Raw genomic sequence first — 18,867 nt, 5'->3', positions numbered from 1 at the left:
ATTTTCACTTGTCAAAATATAGAAACATCTCTGCATGCAGGGATGTTTTTTTTTATTGCTATTTTAAAATTAATTATCTTGAGATTCTAATTATTTAATTATGGATTTCACAAGAAGAAGATTTATTAAAAATAGCTCTTTGGCCTTTATGGGTTCTGCAGGAGCCTTTATGTTTCCGATGGAGTTATTGGCTAGTTTTCGAAAGAAAATAAGCCCCAATGACCAGATTAATGTGGGATTAATTGGTTGTAACGGGATGGGTTTTAGCAATCTCACTTCTTTTGTGAAATTAAGCGAAGTGAATGTCGCCGCTTTATGTGATGTAGATGAGAGTGTTTTAGCGAAGCGCACTGCCGATTTGGAGAAAGCAGGAATTTCTAAACCTAAATGGTACAAGGATTACCGAAAATTATTGGAAGACAAAGACATAGACTTTGTAATAATTGGAACTCCTGATCATTGGCATTGTTTACAGTTAGCAGATGCCCTGATGGCTGGTAAAGACGTTTATTGTGAAAAGCCTCTGGCTAATTCTATGCAGGAGTGTCGGATAATGCTCAATGTTGTTGGCGAAAGTGATAGAGTAGTGCAGATTGGCCAATGGCAGAGGAGTCAACCTCATTTTGTAGATGCCATAAACTTTGTACATTCGGGTAAATTAGGAGAGATTAGATTGGCAAAAGCCTGGGCATATCAAGGTTGGATGAAGCCAGTTCCGATTGTGGCGGATAAAAGCACACCTTCAGGTATAGATTATAAGATGTGGCTTGGGCCTGCTCCTGAAAGAGCTTTTAACCAGAATAGATATCATTTTAATTTCAGATGGTTCTGGGATTATGCAGGTGGTTTAATGACCGATTGGGGGGTTCATTTAATTGATTATGCGCTCTATGGAATGAAAGCAGGCACACCGAAATCGGTGATGGCTTTAGGGGGCAAGTTTGCGTATCCAAATGATGCATCGGAAACTCCAGATACTTTACAAACTGTATTTGAATACGAGGATTTCTCATTGTTATGGGAACACGCCACTGGGATAGATGGCGGGAACTACGGACGGAACCATGGTATAGCTTTTATAGGAAATAATGGCACGTTGGTTTTAGATAGAGGTGGATGGGAAGTAATTCCGGAAACGGAGTTTAAGGGCTGGGGAAATGATAGACCACCAAAAATGGAAGCAGTGGCCTTGCAACCCAAAGAGGGAAGTGGTCTAGATTTACATACACAAAACTTTTTGGAAGTTGTGAAAAGTAGAGATTTGGACCAATTAAACGCACCAATTCAAGTAGGATATGATGCAGCAATGGTTTCTCACATGGGAAATGTAGCCTTTAAAACAGGAGACCGGATTTATTGGGATGAGGAAAAAGGCCTGTTCACAAGTAATGCAGCAAATGAAATAATGAAGGCCTCATACGAAAATGGCTGGAGTCTTCCTTCCTAGGACAATTTGTTTTGTAACATTTTTCGGATAACTAAGATCTGTATTTATCATTGAGACCTTTGCCGGCTATTATTAATGGTAAGACTTTTTGGAGCCTAGATTCTTTAGTTTTTAGTTGCTTAGCCTCTGAAATATAACTGTGGTACTCGTTTTTTTTTGCAGTACTTAGCTGCTTAAATGCTTCTTGAGCTTCTCCGTGAGAAGCTAAGAATGTTATTAAATCTGGAGATTCTTTGACAGTTTTTTTTGAAGTTGCTTTAACCACTAAGCCTTTTTTCTGATTAGCAATGGCTTCATTAAAATATTCTAAAACCTTAATTGGCTCGATATCCTCTTGTGATTTAAACTTCCAATGCCGCATGGCCTTTGTTTTGCCTTCTTGTGCGTTCTGTAATACCCCTAGTGTGTCTTTTAAAAAAACTCCTTGAAAAAACCATATGCAAAAGTGATTCTTGAAGGCCAATATACCCAGTACGTTTTTTCCATTTATGGTATATACCGGTGCCCCCCATTTTAGTGTTTCTTTTAGCTCCGTTTGTAAGGCAATTTCACGTAGTACTTGGATTCCTGTGGTATAAGGGCCCTCTTTACGATAATAGGCTTCAATTTTATCCATTTTACTTTTCTTTTGCTGCCACCAGTTCGCAGATTTTGACAATAACCTCTGTAGCTTTTTCCATACTTGCTACGGGTAGATATTCATACTTACCATGGAAATTATGTCCTCCTGCAAAAATATTAGGACATGGTAATCCCATAAAACTTAATTGAGATCCGTCTGTTCCTCCTCTGATAGGTTTAATAATAGGTTTAATTCCAATAGATTCCATCGCCTCCTTTGCAATTTCAACTATATGGAATACGGGTTTCACCTTTTCACTCATGTTAAAATATTGATCTTTTATCTCAATATTAAAAAAGTCACCGTGAATTGCATTTAGCTCTTGGACTTGCTTTAATAAAAAGGCTTTGCGTTCTTCAAATAAACTTTTGTCATGGTCCCTTATAATTAGTTCTACTTTCGCTTTTTCAATTTTACCACTTATATGATGAATATGAAAAAAACCTTCACGTCCTTCAGTATGCTGGGGAACTTCAGTTTCCGGCAGTAGACTTATAAATTCCTGAATTAGTAAAATAGCATTTATCATTTTGCCTTTCGCATAACCTGGGTGAACACTTTTGCCAATTGTTGTAATGGTAGCGCTGGCCGCATTAAAATTTTCATATTCTAATTCACCAATCTGACTTCCATCCATTGTATACGCCCAATCACAATTAAACTTCTTTACATCAAACTTGTGTGCACCCCTTCCAATTTCCTCGTCTGGCGTAAATCCTACTCTTATGTCACCATGTTTAATCTCAGGATGTTCCTGTAGGTACGCTATGGCAGACATTATTTCGGTTATACCTGCTTTATCATCAGCACCTAAGAGCGTAGTGCCGTCCGTCACCAGAATATTTTGTCCTTCGTACTGTTTTAAGTCTTCAAAATAAGAAGGTGAGAGAACAATATTCTGTTCTTTATTTAGCACGATATCTTTACCGTCATAATCCTCTATTAATCTTGGCTTTACGTCGGTGCCGGAAAAATCTGGAGTAGTGTCAAAATGAGAAATAAAGCCAATTGTTGGCACTTCTTTAAGCTGGTTAGAAGGCAATGTGGCCATGATGTAGGCATTATCGTCAATACTCACATCTTGTAGTCCCATATTACTTAGTTCTTCAAATAGCATGTTGGCCAGATCCCATTGTTTATCTGTACTTGGGGTAGTTGTTGAATTTGGATCGCTCTGGGTGTCAATAGAGGCGTATCTGATGAATCTGGTTAAGCATGATTCCATATGTCTTTAGTGTTTTATTTAGATTAAACTCTAATTTTGAGCTAGAAGGAGCCCCATTAATTATTTTGCCAATTTTTAAATAGATAGATATGGTTTTTGGGTCTAAAGGTTATAGACTACATTATTTCCTTGAGAAATATAACTAATTTTAGTGTTAATTCGTTTAATTTGTGATCAGTTATGCCAAAATTAATTAGTCTTTTTATAGTGTTTTTTTGTTGCCTTACGGGCTTTGGCCAAGTTGGGGACTGTACTCTGGGAATCGGAGGGAAAGACAACGCTACTCTGGCAGAGGTTTTTCAATTGAATGACGATCAAAAGGCAAAAATGGAAATTTGGACGCAAGAGCTTTCCATTGAAAATAAATTGCTTCAAGACGAAATTGATCTCCTTATGAAAACCCACCCTCAGAAAACGGAAGAGGAACTTATGCAACTTGCAGGTAAATACAAGACTCTTCAAGACAAAATGGTGGTGAATGCCAAATCATATGACATAAAGCTTTTAAGATTGTTTAATCCTAAACAATATAAGCTTTATACGGAGTTGTGTGCAGAAGTTATGAGAACCCCGCTCTTGGGAATTCTTCCCGAATAGGCGGTGTTTTATATCTCAATTCTGTAGGGAGATGCAATGAAATGTTTGTATTTTTGTGCAAACTTTTTTTAATGTACAAAGCTTTTATAAGACCCCTTCTGTTTACACTAGATCCTGAAAAAGTTCACCATTTGTCCTTTAATGTCATAAAACTTACTTCCAAGCTGGGATTAGGAGCTCTAACCAGGACAATTTTTTGTTTAGAGGATCCAAGATTATCCAAAGAGGTATTTGGTTTAAAATTTAAGAACCCGGTGGGTTTGGCCGCTGGATTTGATAAAAATGCCGAATTGTACAATGAACTTTCTGATTTTGGATTTGGCTTTGTAGAAATTGGAACAATCACCCCAAAAGCTCAGAATGGCAACCCCAAAAAGAGGCTTTTTAGATTAAAAAGAGACAAGGCCATAATAAATAGAATGGGATTTAATAATCTTGGAGTTGCAGAAGCAGCGAGAAACCTTGAAAAGAAACATCGCGTTTTGGTTGGAGGTAATATTGGAAAAAACAAACTTACCCCAAATGCTGAAGCCATAGATGACTATGTAAAATGTTTTCATGCTTTGTATGGGGCAGTAGATTACTTTGTAGTAAATGTGAGTTCACCGAATACCCCGGGATTAAGAGAGTTGCAAGACAAAGAACCACTTACAGCTCTTTTAAAAACTTTAAAAAAGGAAAATACGGTTAAGGCCACTAAGGATGATGTTCGTGAGAAGCCTATATTGTTAAAAATAGCACCTGATTTAGCGGACGAACAACTGCTGGATATTATAGCTATAGTAAAGACAACCGGAATTGACGGAATAATAGCTACAAATACTACTCTTTCACGAGAAGGTTTGAAATCTACGGACGATCTGAAAGAAGAAAAAGGCGGTTTAAGCGGGAAACCATTGAGAGATAGGAGTACAGAAGTAATAAGGTTTTTAGCAGATAAGAGTAATAAAGCCTTTCCAATAATTGGCGTAGGGGGCATACATAATCCTGATGACGCAATCGAAAAATTAGAAGCCGGCGCAGATTTAATTCAACTTTGGACAGGATTCGTTTATGAAGGACCGTCCTTGGTGAAGGGAATAAACAAGGCCATCCTAAAAAGATATTCTATCTAGTTTTTCAAAAGACAGTATATTTAATGTAAACTCTTACTTTATTAAACCTTATTTCACCCAGTAGTCTACCACTAGGACGTCTTCCACTGATGGACCAACTAATTCAACAAAAGCCTTATGTGCGGGATGTGGTAAATAGGTTGCTCTACCTTCTTCTGATGCAAAACTTACAAAAAAACAGTGTGTAAAATCTTTATTTAGGCCCTCAGGACTGTTATTTAGACCCCACTCATATCCTACAATTTCAGGGATTTTAGCCGGAAGTCCACTAAATGAATCTTCAATAGCCCTTAGCTGACTATCCGTAGTACCCTCTTTAAACTTAAATAGAACAACATGTCTCAGAACACTATCATTTTCTAAGAAAGTAGATTTTACCTCTGAAGCGTTTTGAATTTTCATTTTTGAAGAATTAATACTAAAGACAGTAAGGGAGAATATAGTTATTAATGAGACAATTGTGAATTTCATAAGGATGTTTTTTCGAAAGATAAACAAAAGCATTAAACTTTTGTAAATTCACTCAAAATAATTGGAAAGCTTCATTTGGATTTACAACTACTATTAGGGTTTGTCTTGGCAACGGCTGCCTTGGCTATTACTCCAGGACCAGATAACATATTTGTCTTAACTCAGAGTATTTCTAAAGGAGTTAAGTACGGTTTGGTCACTACTGCCGGACTAATTTCAGGTTGTCTTATTCACACAAGCCTATTGGCCTTTGGATTATCTGCGGTTTTAAAGGAAAATGAAGAGGTGTATTTTCTAATAAAACTCTTTGGTGCTATTTATTTGGTTTATCTGGCCTATGGGGTATACCACAGCCCAACTTCTTTAATTGAAGAGAGTGCCAGGGGTCCTAAAAAAGGTCTTAATGCAATGTTTTGGAGGGGTTTTACCATGAATGTTCTAAACCCCAAAGTGACAATATTTTTTCTTGCTTTTTTTCCTGGATTCTTATTTAGTGATAGTATGAGTACGGTAGTACAGTTTTATGTTTTGGGACTTTTATTTATGTTGGTTTCCTTCTTGGTTTTTGCCCTAATATCTATTTCGGCAAGTCAAATTTTGAAACATTATAGGGATAATAAAAAGGTAGCAGAAGTATTAAAATGGTTTCAAATTTTTATCTTTCTGGGGATTGCTTCATATCTATTTTTTTTCAATAAATAGCCCTAATTTTGAGTGTTGGCCAAATAAGAAATGAAAGAGAAAGTAAAAATTATCGAATGTCCGCGAGATGCTATGCAAGGGATAAAACAGTTTATTCCTACAATTAAAAAAACGAACTACCTTCAAGCGCTGCTCTCATGTGGTTTTCATACCATTGATTTTGGGAGCTTCGTGTCTCCTAGAGCAATTCCTCAGATGGTAGATACACGCGAAGTTTTAAGTGGACTAGACTTATCTAAAACAAACAGTAAGTTACTGGCTATTGTTGCAAATTATCGTGGGGCTAAGGAAGCCAGTTTACATAAAGAGATTGATTTTTTAGGCTATCCTTTTTCTATTTCAGAAAATTTTCAAATGCGAAATACGCATAAGACTATAAAGGAGTCCATTACTATCCTGAAACAAATATTAGAACTTGCTGATAGAACCGATAAGCAAGTGGTTACTTATATATCCATGGGGTTTGGGAATCCCTATGGGGACCCGTGGAATGTCGATATTGTGGCGGAATGGACCGAGAAACTGGCGGCACTAGGAGTTACTATCTTGTCGCTCTCCGATACGGTCGGGACATCTAGTCCCGAAGATATTCATTACTTATTTACTAATCTGGTTCCCAGATTTCCTGATGTTGAATTTGGGGCACACTTACACACTACACCTTCAAAATGGCATGAAAAACTAGAGGCTGCTTACAATGGTGGTTGCCGCAGATTTGACGGTGCAATTCAGGGACTAGGGGGCTGTCCAATGGCAAAAGACGAATTAACCGGAAACATGCCAACAGAAAAGATGCTGTCCTTCTTTACCTCACAAAAAACCGAAACTGCGGTGAAGTGGATGCCCTTTGAGGCTGCCTATAATAAAGCTAAAGAGCTTTTTGCGGCATACCACTAATCCTTTTTCCTTTTAGGAAATTTTAGTATTGCAACATTATCCCCAAGTAGGCGCCAAAAGGATGGCCTGGTCTTAGCCCGGCTGGTACTCTTGAAACTGCATAAGCCTCATCGAGTAAATTGATAATTCTACCATTAACACTAAAATGTTTGTTAATATAGTATTCCCCAGAAAGATCTATTACGAAGTTAGAAGGCACTAATTCGTCGGTGGGAATAGAACCAGATCCTGCTTTTGTTCTGAATTCCCCGTTAAATCTTCCACTTAAATTTATTTGGAAAGACGGATGTTCCAAAGAGATCATTGTATTAAATTGATTTTTAGGAATATACGGAAGTTCATCGCCTGCTTCAACTTCTCCCCATATATCATTAGGACTGTCAAAACTAGATTGAAATTCGGTATAGGTATAGGTGTAGGCAAGGGTTATGGGTAAATTTAATTTGTCATTGTTGCCTAATAGATTGTAGTTTAAAAGTACTTCTGCCCCACCAACATTAACCTCCCCGGCGTTAAATTGGTCAAGACTTCCTGTACCACCTGTTGCCGCCAGATCACTTCCTAATAAGTTGCTGTAATCATTGAAAAATCCAACCACTTCACCCGAAAAGCTCCCTAAAGTAAATCTTGTTCCTAATTCGTAATTTATACTCTCTTCAGGTTTTTCACCTTCCGAACTGGTAGGAGGAGAGAAGCCTTTATGAATTCCACCGAACAGTGATATTTGGTTAAAATTGTAATTAAAGCCCATTCCAGGAATCCAAACGTCTACAGAATTTTCTCTGGTTTTTAAGTCTCCACCGTTTCTGTCAACATCATTTTTTCCAAAATCTTCTCTTCCTAGGGTCATGTTTTCATACCTTAATCCAGGGGTTAGTGTAAGGTTCTTATATTTTAATTTGTACATGGCATAGGTAGAAAATGCATTGGCGTCACTTATGCGGTTAGCATCTGTGCCAGGGGTTCCTGCGCTAGTCAAATTCATAATACCATTATTAATGCCGTAACCGTCAACCCATTGAAACCTATCTTCCTTGTCATAATGGAATCTTGCACCAATTTCAAGGTCATGAAAAGTATTAACTCCATTCCAATGATAATCTATTTTAGTCTGAATTCCTCTGGAGACATATTTACGGTTATTTGCTTTTACCAATAATGCATCCGAAGCCACATTTTGATTTCCCGCAATGACATTATAGTAGGCTTCATTTTCGTCAGGATCTGCAAGGATGCCGGCAATTCCTCGTCTATCGCCATTTAAGGTTACCGCATCCAGTTTATACCAATTTCTACTAAACCCATTATAATAGGCAGTGGTAGCAATATTGAAATGATCATTAAAATCTAAAACGTAGGTTGCGGCAATCTGAATATGGTCATTTACCATTTCATCTATTTGGGAACCTGAGTACCTTCTAAAAGGGGTGGCTTCGAAGTCTTCTTCTGTTAGTCCAACATAGGTCTCATTAGAATCTTCATCAGAGTATTGAAATTTAAGATCTAGGATTTGATGAAGCTTGGCCTCAGCAGAATTATTTAGACGGAATTTAGCAACTAAATCATTTTTATCAAATCCTGTATTTCCACCATTATCAAGATCTTTAAAACCATCAGAATTGAAATTAAGGTATTCTATATTATATCCAAAACGCTCCTTAGAATCTCCAAGTTTAGCATGTAACTGACCACTATTATAACTTCCATAACTGGCGCGTAAGGAAGCATTAAATGTATCCGGTATTTCGGAGGAAATCATATTTATGGCACCACCAGTAGTGAAGGGGCCATACTGTACCTGGCTACTTCCTTTTAGTATTTCAACGGCCTGCATTCTTGCAACAGATGGAAAATAATAAGCAGCAGGCGCACTGTAAGGAGCAGGAGCTATAAGGACCCCGTCTTCCATGAGGGTTATTTTGGCACTCCTTTCGGGAGAGGTACCCCTTAAGCTGATGTTTGGTCGTAGTCCAAAACCATCTTCTTCAACATAATTAACCCCCGGTACAGAGCGCAATACACGGTTAATATCAGTGTAATTAAACTTAAGAAGTTCTGGCTCTGACACGTAATAGGCCGAGCCGGTTCTGTTTTTTGCCTGGAATTTACTTCCTAAAATAGTATTTGCAGACAATACTACTTCATCTAGTTGTACTATGATACTGTCTTTTATTTTGGAATCTTTTAGGTTAGATTGAGCAAAGGTATAGGTTAGTGCGAGGCTGGAAAATAGAACCGTTAATAAGGACTTCATTAATTTAGACTAATTATAAATAGATTGGTTTTAAAAACGCAAATTTAAGACTGTTTTAACTAATGACAAAGCTTATTTAGAATAAATAAAGATAATAATTTGTAATATTTTGATTTTCACATACATGAATGGTCCAGAAATTTCCTTTAGATTTATATATTCCGAATACTTAGAGAACAGTCTATTAAAAAAGCGTATATTTGCACGCAATTAATCCTTAATTGCCATGGAAGCTCACCTAAAAAAAATTGTTGGAGAAGGTCTCACATATGATGACGTTCTGTTAGTGCCATCCTTTTCTGAAATACTTCCTCGTGAAGTTAATATTCAAACTAAATTTACTAAAAATATTACCATTAATATTCCTGTTGTATCTGCTGCTATGGATACGGTTACGGAATCAAAAATGGCTATTGCTATGGCCCGTGAAGGGGGTATAGGTGTGTTGCATAAGAATATGACCATCGAGGCCCAGGCAATGAAAGTAAGACGCGTAAAGCGGGCAGAAAGCGGCATGATAATGGACCCTGTGACTCTGCCATTGTCTGCCTTAGTACGAGATGCAAAAGCCAGTATGCGTGAACACAGTATTGGTGGTATACCTATTGTAAATGATGATGGAGTTTTGTTGGGAATAGTTACAAATAGAGATCTGCGTTTTGAAAAAAATAATAACCGTCCCATAGAAGAAGTAATGACCTCCGAGCGATTGGTTACAGTGGCTGAAGGTACTTCTTTAGAAGAGGCAGAAGATATTCTTCAGATTAATAAAATAGAGAAACTTCCGGTTATTAATAAAGACAATAAATTGGTGGGGCTTATTACGTTCCGTGATATCACTAAGCTGACGCAAAAACCAATTGCGAATAAAGATAAATATGGCAGACTGCGTGTTGCAGCGGCTCTTGGTGTTACAGCCGATGTTATTGAGAGAACTACAGCTCTTGTTCAAGCCGGAGTCGACGCCGTTGTTATTGATACAGCGCATGGACATACCAAGGGTGTTGTAGAAGTATTGAAAAAAGTTAAAAATCAATTTCCTGAATTAGACGTTATTGTAGGGAATATTGCCACTGGAGCGGCTGCAAAATACTTGGTAGATGCAGGTGCCGACGCCGTAAAAGTTGGTATTGGACCGGGATCTATTTGCACAACTAGGGTTGTAGCAGGGGTTGGTTTTCCTCAATTCTCAGCGGTACTTGAAGTGGCAGCGGCAATAAAAGGCTCGGGTGTTCCTGTAATAGCCGATGGAGGCATAAGATATACAGGGGATATTCCAAAAGCGATTGCTGCTGGCGCAGACACGGTAATGTTGGGTTCACTATTGGCGGGGACAAAAGAATCCCCTGGTGAAACCATCATTTATGAAGGTAGAAAGTTTAAGTCGTATCGTGGAATGGGGTCTGTTGAGGCTATGAAAGAAGGCAGTAAAGACCGTTATTTCCAAGATGTAGAAGATGATATTAAGAAACTTGTACCAGAGGGAATTGTTGGTAGAGTCCCATATAAGGGAGAATTATACGAGAGTATACATCAATTTGTAGGGGGGTTAAGAGCAGGAATGGGTTATTGCGGCGCAAAGGATATAGCCACCCTAAAGGAGACGGGCAAATTTGTGAAGATTACTTCTAGTGGAATTAATGAAGGCCATCCTCATGATGTCACTATTACCAAAGAATCCCCTAACTATAGTAGATAATTAAAAGTTTTATCTAAGGAAAGACACCTAATTTCAAGGTATTTATTTACTATTGCCGCTATAGGAATTCCAATCTTTTTCCTTGTAAATGTCATCTCCAAAATATCTAGCAATATTTAAAAAGGGCGCTGGCTTTTGGTATCCCGGAACCGGGGAGAGCATTTTTAAATTTTCGTCTAAAAAGATTACCGTAGGATAGCTTAATTTTCCTTGCATCAGTGCAGCAGCGAGTTCATGATATCCTCTTCTTCCAGAAGGTACATAGGAATAGGTTTTACCATTGTATTCGATAGGTTCTTTCCCTTCTCCATCTAATTTAACCATATAAAAATTGGCAGTCATATAGGTCGCGACTTCCTCATTTTGAAAAGTGTCTTTGTCCATTTTTTTACACCATCCACACCAGTCCGTATAAACATCTATAAAAATCTTCTTTGGAGCCGCATCACTCTGAGCCAGTTGGGTAGCCTCTTCCCAGCTCAGCCATTGAACTTCTTGTGCCTTGGTGGCCGTAGTAATTAAAACTGTAAAGAGAAATAATATTCCTTTAATAAACATAAGTTTGTTCTGAGTCATATGTAAGGGATTTCTATGTTTAGTCCACTTTCTTTTACAAAACTAACGAAATTTTACATGCTTTATTTTGCCTCTGTAGATTCTACCTTGGCCATAAATAAATTTTTAATATCAATTTGGTTTTTTATGAGATCATCAAAAGTTTCTCTTTTTCTAATCAGACTAGCCTTACCCTCATGCCAGAGTACTTCTGCAGGTCTATACCTGGAATTATAGTTACTAGCCATAGTAAAACAGTAGGCCCCTGCATTTTTAAAACAGAGTATGTCGCCTTCCCTAATTTCATTAATTCTGCGATTATTTCCAAAAGTATCAGTTTCACATATGTAACCCACTACCGAATAATAACGTTCTCGCCCTTTGGGATTAGATATATTTTCAATTTGGTGAGATGCTCCATATAACATAGGTCTAATTAAATGATTAAAACCGGAGTCTACGCTGGCAAAAACAGTAGACGTAGTTTGTTTAACTACATTTACTCGGGCTAAAAAATAACCAGCCTCACTAACTAAGAACTTACCAGGTTCAAAGGCCAAAGTGAGCTCTCTTCCATATTCCTTACAAAATGTATTGAATCTGCCACTGAGCTTTTCACCCAATTCCTCGATATTTGTTTCTATATCCCCCTCCTTATAGGGTACCTTAAAACCGCTTCCAAAATCTATAAACTCTAAATCCTTAAAATTCTTGGCCGTATCGAAAAGAATTTCAGAGGCGTAAAGAAACACTTCAATATCCAAGATGTCGCTTCCGGTATGCATATGAATACCGTTTATCTTCATTTGTGTAAGCTCCACTATACGAAGCAAATGAGGTATTTGATGTATGCTTATTCCGAATTTTGAATCTATATGGCCCACAGAAATATTGGAATTACCCCCAGCCATTACGTGAGGATTGATTCTGATACATACAGGTACGTCCGGATGCTTATTCCCAAATTGTTCTAAAATAGACAGGTTGTCGATATTGATGCGTACACCTAAGGCTGAAGCCTCTTCAATTTCTTCTAGGGAAACTCCATTGGGAGTGAAAATTATATTCTCTGGTTTAAACCCAGCCATCAGGCCTAGTTGAACCTCCTGAATAGATACTGTGTCTAAACCACTTCCAAGACTATTCATAAGTCTTAAAATACTTAGGTTTGAAAGGGCTTTGGCGGCGTAATTTAGTTTTAAGTACTTTACCGTCTTAAAAGCCTTTGTGAGTCGCTCAAATTGCGAAATTATCTTCTCCGCATCGTAGACATAAACGGGATTACCAAATTTCTCGGAAATGTTTATCAGATCTTTGTTTTTCATACTCTTTTTATTTCATACAAAGCTATAATTATAGAGGTGACTTTACAAAAATATTTAGATGTTTTTTATATTTAAAACATATTGTTTTAAATATAACAATATTCATTTTCATTTGTATGTGGGTCTACCAAGTTGTATTTTTAAAATAAAAATCTATGAAGATTCCCTTTTTTCCATTAAAATCTGTTTTTTTTCCAGGAGAAAAAGTACCGTTACACATTTTTGAAGACCGCTATAAAGAGCTAATTAATGATTGCCGAAGAGAGGCAGTTACCTTTGGAATTCCTGTTTATATTAATGATACAATTACTTATGGTACGGAGGTGCAATTAGTGGAAGTTGTAAATTCCTACGAAAACGGTTCTATGGATGTATTATGTGTAGCACGACAAGTCTTTAAGGTAGTTAGCTTTGAAAACACCTTGGATGGAAAACTTTATGCCGGGGGAATTGTCAAGTATCTAGATAACATAAAAGATGGGGACATTGAGGATAAGAAAGAAGTAATCCTCAAATTGAAAAATCTTTATGCGATGATGGAAGTACCATTTACTGAAATTGATCCTCTTTTATTTAACCCCTATCAACTGGCGCATAAAATGGGTTTGTCCTTCGAGCAGGAGTATCAATTATTGCAGATGCCTCATGAAAAGGATCGTTTGGCATTTATCCTAGAACATCTTACCTCCACCATTCAGGTTTTAGGAGAAATTAATAGAACAAAGATGCTTATTGAATTAAATGGGCATTTTAAGAATTTTGACCCTCTTGACTTTCAAGATTTTACCTTATAACTGATTTATGACGTTTTCTCAAGCTAAAAACAGCAGCTTTTGAGATAGACTCTTTTATTTTGTTTTTTTTAGTGCCTTCTATTCAATTTATTAGGGTAACTGAAGGCTGTTTCCTATTTTTGCCTCCGAACATAGACAATTTATAATATGAATCTTCACGAATATCAGGGTAAAGAAATACTAGCAAGTTTTGGAGTAAATATACAACGAGGTCTAGTAGCCCATAATCCAAAAGAGGCTGTGGATGTCGCCAAACAATTAAATAGGGAAACTGGAACAGAATGGTACGTTATTAAGGCGCAAGTCCATGCTGGTGGGCGAGGAAAGGGCGGTGGAGTAAAACTCGCCAAAAACCTTAAAGAAGTAGAGGAGATTTCAGGGCAGATTATCGGGATGAACCTAATTACCCCTCAGACCTCAGCTGAAGGAAAGAAAGTACACCAGGTGTTGATTGCAGAAGATGTTTATTATCCCGGTGAAAGTGAGACATCAGAATTTTACATGTCGGTTTTGTTAAATAGAGCCAATGGCAGGAATATGATTATGTATTCCACGGAGGGTGGGATGGATATTGAAGAAGTTGCTGATAAGACCCCCCATTTAATATTTACGGAAGAAATTGATCCTGCTGTAGGCTTGTTACCTTTTCAGGCTAGAAAGGTTGCCTTTAATTTAGGATTATCAGGAAAGGCATTTAAGGAGATGACAAAATTTGTTGCCGCTCTTTATAAAGCTTATGATCAGAGCGATTCGAATATGTTCGAAATCAATCCAGTCTTGAAGACTTCTGATAATAAAATTATGGCTGTTGATGCGAAAGTGTCCATAGATGATAATGCACTATATAGACGCAAACAATATGCGGAAATGCGCGATTTACGAGAGGAAAGCCCAATTGAAGTGGAAGCCCGAGCAGTTGGATTAAATTATGTGGATTTAGACGGCAATGTGGGATGTATGGTAAATGGCGCCGGACTGGCTATGGCAACCATGGACCTTATTAAAATGGCGGGAGGTAAACCAGCCAACTTTTTGGATGTGGGTGGTACTGCTGACGCCAAAAGAGTAGAAGAAGCTTTTAGAATTATTCTGAAAGACAGTGAGGTAAAAGCAATCTTGGTTAATATTTTTGGCGGGATTGTTCGTTGTGATAGAGTTGCTCAAGGTATTGTTGATGCTTACAGGAATATGGGTGATGCTATCAACGTACCTATTATTGTAAGGCTACAGGGCACAAATGCTGAATTAGCCAAAGAAATAATTGATAATTCGGGATTAGCTGTACATTCAGCTGTACAGTTTCAAGAAGCTGCAGACAAGGTGAAGGAAGTATTGGCTTAATCCAATCTAACAAAGATAAATTTAAGAGTCTCTGCCTAAGAGGCTCTTTTTTTGTTTAACAGCATTACAGAAATGAGTTTTATTAAGGAGATAGATAAACACATCCTATGTTTCAATGGTAGCCCAGTCGGTCATAGCAGCAAAATGTACTCCTTTTATTTTTAGAGATTCTTTAAAATTATTGAAATATAAAAGCCTTAATTCTATTTGGTTTTTTTCTTGTTTTTGTATTTCACCGGTCCTAGGTCACTTTTCTTGTTTTTTCCTTTAATGTCCTTAGCCTTCGAAGCTTCTTTCTGCTTTTTAGGAGGAACAGGATTCTTTTTTCTGTCTAGAACATCTTTTTTCTTTTTGTCTAGAAATTCGGCAGGGGTTTTTGGATTTTCTTTGGTACCTCTAAGTTTAATCACCAATCCATTCAGGAAATTACGCAATACCTGATCTCCACATTCTCTGAATTTCGGATGGCCTTCTTTTCTACAAAAAGCGCCGATTTCACTTTTGGATATTCTAAAATCTACAAGCTCTAATATTTGTACAATTTCGTCATCTCTTAGCATTAGAGCTACGCGCAATTTTTTTAGAATATCATTATTGTTCATTTTATTTTTTTTTGCAAGGTATTATATTTTTCCTGTCTTCATGGTTTTATTGCCGTATTTCCGTGTCTTCATTATACGAAATACTAAAAAAAACTGTTGTATTAATAACGGTTTTGGTCTCTCAAAAAATAATTGTACTAATGAACTCTCTAGAAGAAAAACTGAGTATTTTGTCAGAAATGATCGCATTTGCCAAGGCTGATGAAGATCTCAATGACAGCGAATACAACTTTCTTTTTAGTGTTGCCACCAATTTAGGCGTAAACAAGAAGACCTTCGATTCCTTGTTTAAAGCTAAAGCCCAAAAGATTATTCCCAAAACCCAGGCAGAAAGGATTCTTCAATTTCACAGGTTGTTACTGCTAATGAATGTCGATAATAATCAACGTCTAGTTGAAATTAGCAAATTGCATAATATTGGACTGGGAATGGGGTTGCCACCCTCGGCAATCGAGCAGGTTCTAAGTGTGATGCATCAATATCCCGATAAAATTGTTCCTCCAGAAGTACTTATAGATATTTTCAAGGCACACTACAATTAGACTAATTCTTAGTCAACTTACCTTTTTTCTTTTTAAAATATGCCATATTGTCGCTAACGTTTAGCTAAATAGAGACAAAAAGTCATTTATTAGCCTTGGTATAACTTTTGACCTATACCAGATATAAATTTAAGTCTAATAAAAAGTATATAGTTATGAGTATTATAAGAAAAAACAATGTAGTGTTTCCGTCTTTGATGAATGATATTTTTAAGCCAGATTGGTTTGGAGGTCTTGAAAACCATACCTCTTATGTACCAGCAGTGAACATCATGGAAAATGAAACTGATTTTCAATTAGAATTGTTTGTTCCAGGACGAAAAAGAGAAGACTTTAACGTGGAAATCGACGAACAAGTCTTAACCATCTCCAGTGAATTATCTCAGGAAAATAAAACCGAGAATAATAATTATTCAAGAAAAGAGTATTCATACGAATCCTTTAAGAGAGCTTTTACCCTTCCTGAAAGTGTGGATGAAGATGCTATAAAAGCTTCCTATAAAGATGGGGTATTAAAATTTGTATTACCCAAAAAAGAAGAAGCATTACCCAAGCCCAAGAGATTAATTGAAATTGGGCAGTAAGAAAAAGTTGTGAAATATCCAATCGTGGATTTTCATGATGGTTGGTTTGTTTAGTTGGTTAGTTGGGAGAGCGTTACAAGTAATTGTGACGCTCTCTTTTTTAATTCTGTTGTTGTAATTGTTTTATTTCATCCCTAAGCTTTGCTGCATGCATGAAATCGAGATCTTTTGCAGCTTTTTCCATAGCTTTTCTCTTATCCCTGATTAGTTTTTCTCGTTGTTCTTTGGTCAGATATTCGATGTCTGGTTCGGCCGCTTTCATTTCTTCTTTTTCAAAATGAAAAGTGGATACGGAGTTTTTGGCCAAAACACTATCCAAGCTTTTTTCTAATGCTTTAGGGGTAATTTTATGTTTGGTGTTGTACTCCATTTGTTTTTGACGTCTGTATTTGGTTTCGTCCATAGTCGATTTCATGCTATGAGTAATTTTATCTGCATACATAATCGCTTTTCCATTAAGATGCCGAGCCGCCCGTCCAACGGTTTGTGTTAACGATCGATTACTCCTTAAAAAGCCTTCCTTATCGGCATCTAAAATTGCTACAAGGGATACCTCTGGCAGGTCTAGTCCTTCTCTCAATAAATTAACACCGATTAAAACATCGAAAATTCCTTTCCGAAGATCTTGCATAATTTCCACTCGTTCTAAAGTGTCTACATCAGAGTGAATATACCTACACCTTACACTAATACGGCTTAGGTATTTGGCCAATTCTTCCGCCATTCTTTTGGTTAGTGTAGTGACCAAGGTTCTCTCATCTAACTCTACTCTTTTTTGAATTTCTTCAACAAGGTCATCTATTTGATTTAAACTTGGCCTAACCTCAATTACGGGATCTAATAAACCTGTGGGTCTAATAAGCTGTTCTACATAGACTCCTTGACTATTTTTTAATTCGTAATCTGCCGGGGTTGCACTTACATATATGACCTGATTTTGTAAAGCTTCAAATTCTTCAAATTTCAGAGGTCTGTTATCCATAGCTGCGGGTAGTCTAAAACCGTATTCTACTAAATTCTCTTTTCTAGATCTATCACCCCCATACATTGCATGTACCTGTGGAATGGTAACATGGCTTTCGTCTACGACCATCAAATAATCATCTGGAAAATAATCGAGTAGGCAAAAGGGCCTGGTACCAGGCTCCCGACCATCTAAATACCTAGAGTAGTTTTCTATGCCCGAGCAGTAGCCTAGTTCACGTATCATCTCTAAATCAAAATTTGTTCTTTCTTCTAAACGTTTTGCTTCTAAGTGCTTACCAATTTCTTTAAAATATTCAATCTGATGAACCAAATCTTCCTGAATGTTATGTATGGCTCCCTGGAGAATATCAGGAGAGGTTACAAACATATTCGCTGGATAAATATTAAGAGTTTCATATTGTTCCAGTGATTTATTTTTAAAAGGATCAAATGCCTCAATTTCTTCAATTTCATCTCCAAAAAAATGAATTCTGAAAGCGTGGTCTGCATAACTGGGAAAGACATCAATTACATCTCCCTTAACCCTGAAATTTCCATTTTTAAAATCTGCGGTAGTCCTGGAATAAAGACTCTGGACTAATTGATGAAGAAACTTTGTTCTGGATATAACCTGATCTTTCTTTATAGAGATTACATTTTTTTGAAATTCTACAGGGTTTCCGATACCGTAAAGGCAAGAAACAGATGCAACTACTATTACATCTCTCCGGCCAGAGAGTAAGGAGGAAGTTGCACTTAACCTTAGCTTTTCAATATCTTCATTAATTGAAAGATCTTTTTCTATATATAAGCCAGAGGTAGGTATATAGGCTTCAGGTTGATAGTAGTCGTAATAGGAGACAAAATACTCCACTGCGTTTTCGGGAAAAAACTGCTTGAATTCCGAATATAATTGTGCGGCAAGTGTTTTATTGTGAGCAAGAACCAAAGTAGGGCGCTGTACTTCTTTTATCAAGTTTGCAACAGTGAACGTCTTTCCAGATCCCGTAACTCCCAGGAGCGTTTGGTATCTTTCGCCTGTAACAATCCCTTCTTTTAACTGACTAATGGCTTCCGGCTGATCTCCGGTTGGTTTAAATTCAGATACTACCTTAAATTTCATCCTTCA

18 protein-coding genes are annotated in these 18,867 nt (G+C 37.1%); 10 read left to right on the top strand and 8 right to left on the bottom strand.

The window, feature by feature from the left end:
* Positions 1 to 100 precede the first annotated feature (100 nt).
* Entirely contained in the window at positions 101 to 1,447 is a 1,347-nt protein-coding gene (locus PXG98_RS08265) for a Gfo/Idh/MocA family protein (protein WP_276390235.1), read from the top strand.
* Positions 1,448 to 1,478: 31 nt separating this feature from the next.
* On the opposite strand, the gene PXG98_RS08260 is transcribed toward PXG98_RS08265, so the two are convergent.
* Positions 1,479 to 2,063, bottom strand: a complete 585-nt coding sequence (locus PXG98_RS08260; RefSeq protein WP_276390233.1) for a YdeI/OmpD-associated family protein — start codon at positions 2,061 to 2,063, stop codon at positions 1,479 to 1,481.
* Position 2,064: 1 nt separating this feature from the next.
* Positions 2,065 to 3,294, bottom strand: coding sequence for a peptidase T (pepT, locus tag PXG98_RS08255; RefSeq protein WP_276390231.1), 1,230 nt, complete (start codon positions 3,292 to 3,294; stop codon positions 2,065 to 2,067).
* A 180-nt stretch (positions 3,295 to 3,474) separates the two neighbouring features.
* Between pepT and PXG98_RS08250 the strand changes: the two genes are divergently transcribed.
* Together PXG98_RS08250 and PXG98_RS08245 are read left to right on the top strand one after the other, a co-directional pair.
* Complete coding sequence (locus tag PXG98_RS08250; RefSeq protein ID WP_276390230.1) at positions 3,475 to 3,891, top strand: hypothetical protein; 417 nt, start codon at positions 3,475 to 3,477, stop codon at positions 3,889 to 3,891.
* Positions 3,892 to 3,962: 71 nt separating this feature from the next.
* Positions 3,963 to 5,006 carry a quinone-dependent dihydroorotate dehydrogenase gene (locus tag PXG98_RS08245; RefSeq protein ID WP_276390228.1) on the top strand — a complete coding sequence of 348 codons (1,044 nt, stop codon included), beginning with the start codon at positions 3,963 to 3,965 and terminating at the stop codon, positions 5,004 to 5,006.
* Positions 5,007 to 5,054: 48 nt separating this feature from the next.
* Here PXG98_RS08245 and PXG98_RS08240 read toward each other — a convergent pair whose 3' ends face one another.
* Complete coding sequence (locus tag PXG98_RS08240) at positions 5,055 to 5,408, bottom strand: Dabb family protein (RefSeq protein ID WP_276390227.1); 354 nt, start codon at positions 5,406 to 5,408, stop codon at positions 5,055 to 5,057.
* Positions 5,409 to 5,552: 144 nt separating this feature from the next.
* Between PXG98_RS08240 and PXG98_RS08235 the strand changes: the two genes are divergently transcribed.
* On the top strand, positions 5,553 to 6,179 hold the full coding sequence (locus PXG98_RS08235; RefSeq protein ID WP_276390226.1) for a LysE family translocator: 627 nt from the start codon (positions 5,553 to 5,555) through the stop codon (positions 6,177 to 6,179).
* A gap of 30 nt (positions 6,180 to 6,209) precedes the next feature.
* Positions 6,210 to 7,076 (top strand): hydroxymethylglutaryl-CoA lyase, encoded by an 867-nt coding sequence (locus PXG98_RS08230; protein ID WP_276390225.1) that lies wholly within the window; start codon positions 6,210 to 6,212, stop codon positions 7,074 to 7,076.
* 22 nt (positions 7,077 to 7,098) lie between these two features.
* Here PXG98_RS08230 and PXG98_RS08225 read toward each other — a convergent pair whose 3' ends face one another.
* The gene (locus PXG98_RS08225; protein WP_276390224.1) at positions 7,099 to 9,330 is read right to left on the bottom strand and encodes a TonB-dependent receptor family protein; all 2,232 of its coding nucleotides are present in this window, start codon (positions 9,328 to 9,330) and stop codon (positions 7,099 to 7,101) included.
* A 226-nt stretch (positions 9,331 to 9,556) separates the two neighbouring features.
* Here PXG98_RS08225 and guaB point away from each other — a divergent pair, with 226 nt between their 5' ends.
* A complete protein-coding gene (gene guaB / locus PXG98_RS08220; RefSeq protein ID WP_276390223.1) occupies positions 9,557 to 11,029 on the top strand; it encodes an IMP dehydrogenase in 1,473 nt (490 codons plus the stop codon).
* Positions 11,030 to 11,071: 42 nt separating this feature from the next.
* Here guaB and PXG98_RS08215 read toward each other — a convergent pair whose 3' ends face one another.
* Both PXG98_RS08215 and lysA read right to left on the bottom strand, forming a co-directional pair.
* The gene (locus tag PXG98_RS08215) at positions 11,072 to 11,605 is read right to left on the bottom strand and encodes a thioredoxin family protein (protein ID WP_420909560.1); all 534 of its coding nucleotides are present in this window, start codon (positions 11,603 to 11,605) and stop codon (positions 11,072 to 11,074) included.
* Positions 11,606 to 11,667: 62 nt separating this feature from the next.
* Positions 11,668 to 12,909 carry a diaminopimelate decarboxylase gene (lysA, locus tag PXG98_RS08210; RefSeq protein ID WP_276390221.1) on the bottom strand — a complete coding sequence of 414 codons (1,242 nt, stop codon included), beginning with the start codon at positions 12,907 to 12,909 and terminating at the stop codon, positions 11,668 to 11,670.
* 155 nt (positions 12,910 to 13,064) lie between these two features.
* Between lysA and PXG98_RS08205 the strand changes: the two genes are divergently transcribed.
* On the top strand, positions 13,065 to 13,703 hold the full coding sequence (locus PXG98_RS08205) for an LON peptidase substrate-binding domain-containing protein (RefSeq protein ID WP_276390219.1): 639 nt from the start codon (positions 13,065 to 13,067) through the stop codon (positions 13,701 to 13,703).
* 147 nt (positions 13,704 to 13,850) lie between these two features.
* Complete coding sequence (sucC, locus tag PXG98_RS08200) at positions 13,851 to 15,044, top strand: ADP-forming succinate--CoA ligase subunit beta (protein WP_276390217.1); 1,194 nt, start codon at positions 13,851 to 13,853, stop codon at positions 15,042 to 15,044.
* A 203-nt stretch (positions 15,045 to 15,247) separates the two neighbouring features.
* Here sucC and PXG98_RS08195 read toward each other — a convergent pair whose 3' ends face one another.
* A complete protein-coding gene (locus PXG98_RS08195; protein WP_276390215.1) occupies positions 15,248 to 15,646 on the bottom strand; it encodes a DUF1456 family protein in 399 nt (132 codons plus the stop codon).
* 140 nt (positions 15,647 to 15,786) lie between these two features.
* Here PXG98_RS08195 and PXG98_RS08190 point away from each other — a divergent pair, with 140 nt between their 5' ends.
* Both PXG98_RS08190 and PXG98_RS08185 read left to right on the top strand, forming a co-directional pair.
* Positions 15,787 to 16,188 (top strand): TerB family tellurite resistance protein, encoded by a 402-nt coding sequence (locus PXG98_RS08190; RefSeq protein WP_276390214.1) that lies wholly within the window; start codon positions 15,787 to 15,789, stop codon positions 16,186 to 16,188.
* Positions 16,189 to 16,343: 155 nt separating this feature from the next.
* Positions 16,344 to 16,772 (top strand): Hsp20/alpha crystallin family protein, encoded by a 429-nt coding sequence (locus tag PXG98_RS08185; RefSeq protein WP_276390213.1) that lies wholly within the window; start codon positions 16,344 to 16,346, stop codon positions 16,770 to 16,772.
* Between the two features lie 100 nt (positions 16,773 to 16,872).
* Here PXG98_RS08185 and uvrB read toward each other — a convergent pair whose 3' ends face one another.
* Positions 16,873 to 18,861: an excinuclease ABC subunit UvrB gene (gene uvrB, locus PXG98_RS08180; protein WP_276390211.1), complete on the bottom strand. Its 1,989-nt coding sequence runs from the start codon at positions 18,859 to 18,861 to the stop codon at positions 16,873 to 16,875.
* Positions 18,862 to 18,867 lie beyond the last annotated feature (6 nt).

This window comes from Eudoraea chungangensis, from assembly GCF_029360665.1.
Lineage (GTDB): Bacteria > Bacteroidota > Bacteroidia > Flavobacteriales > Flavobacteriaceae > Eudoraea > Eudoraea chungangensis.
The sequence above is the reverse complement of the archived record's forward strand: the minus strand, read 5'-3'. Positions and strand labels throughout refer to the sequence as shown.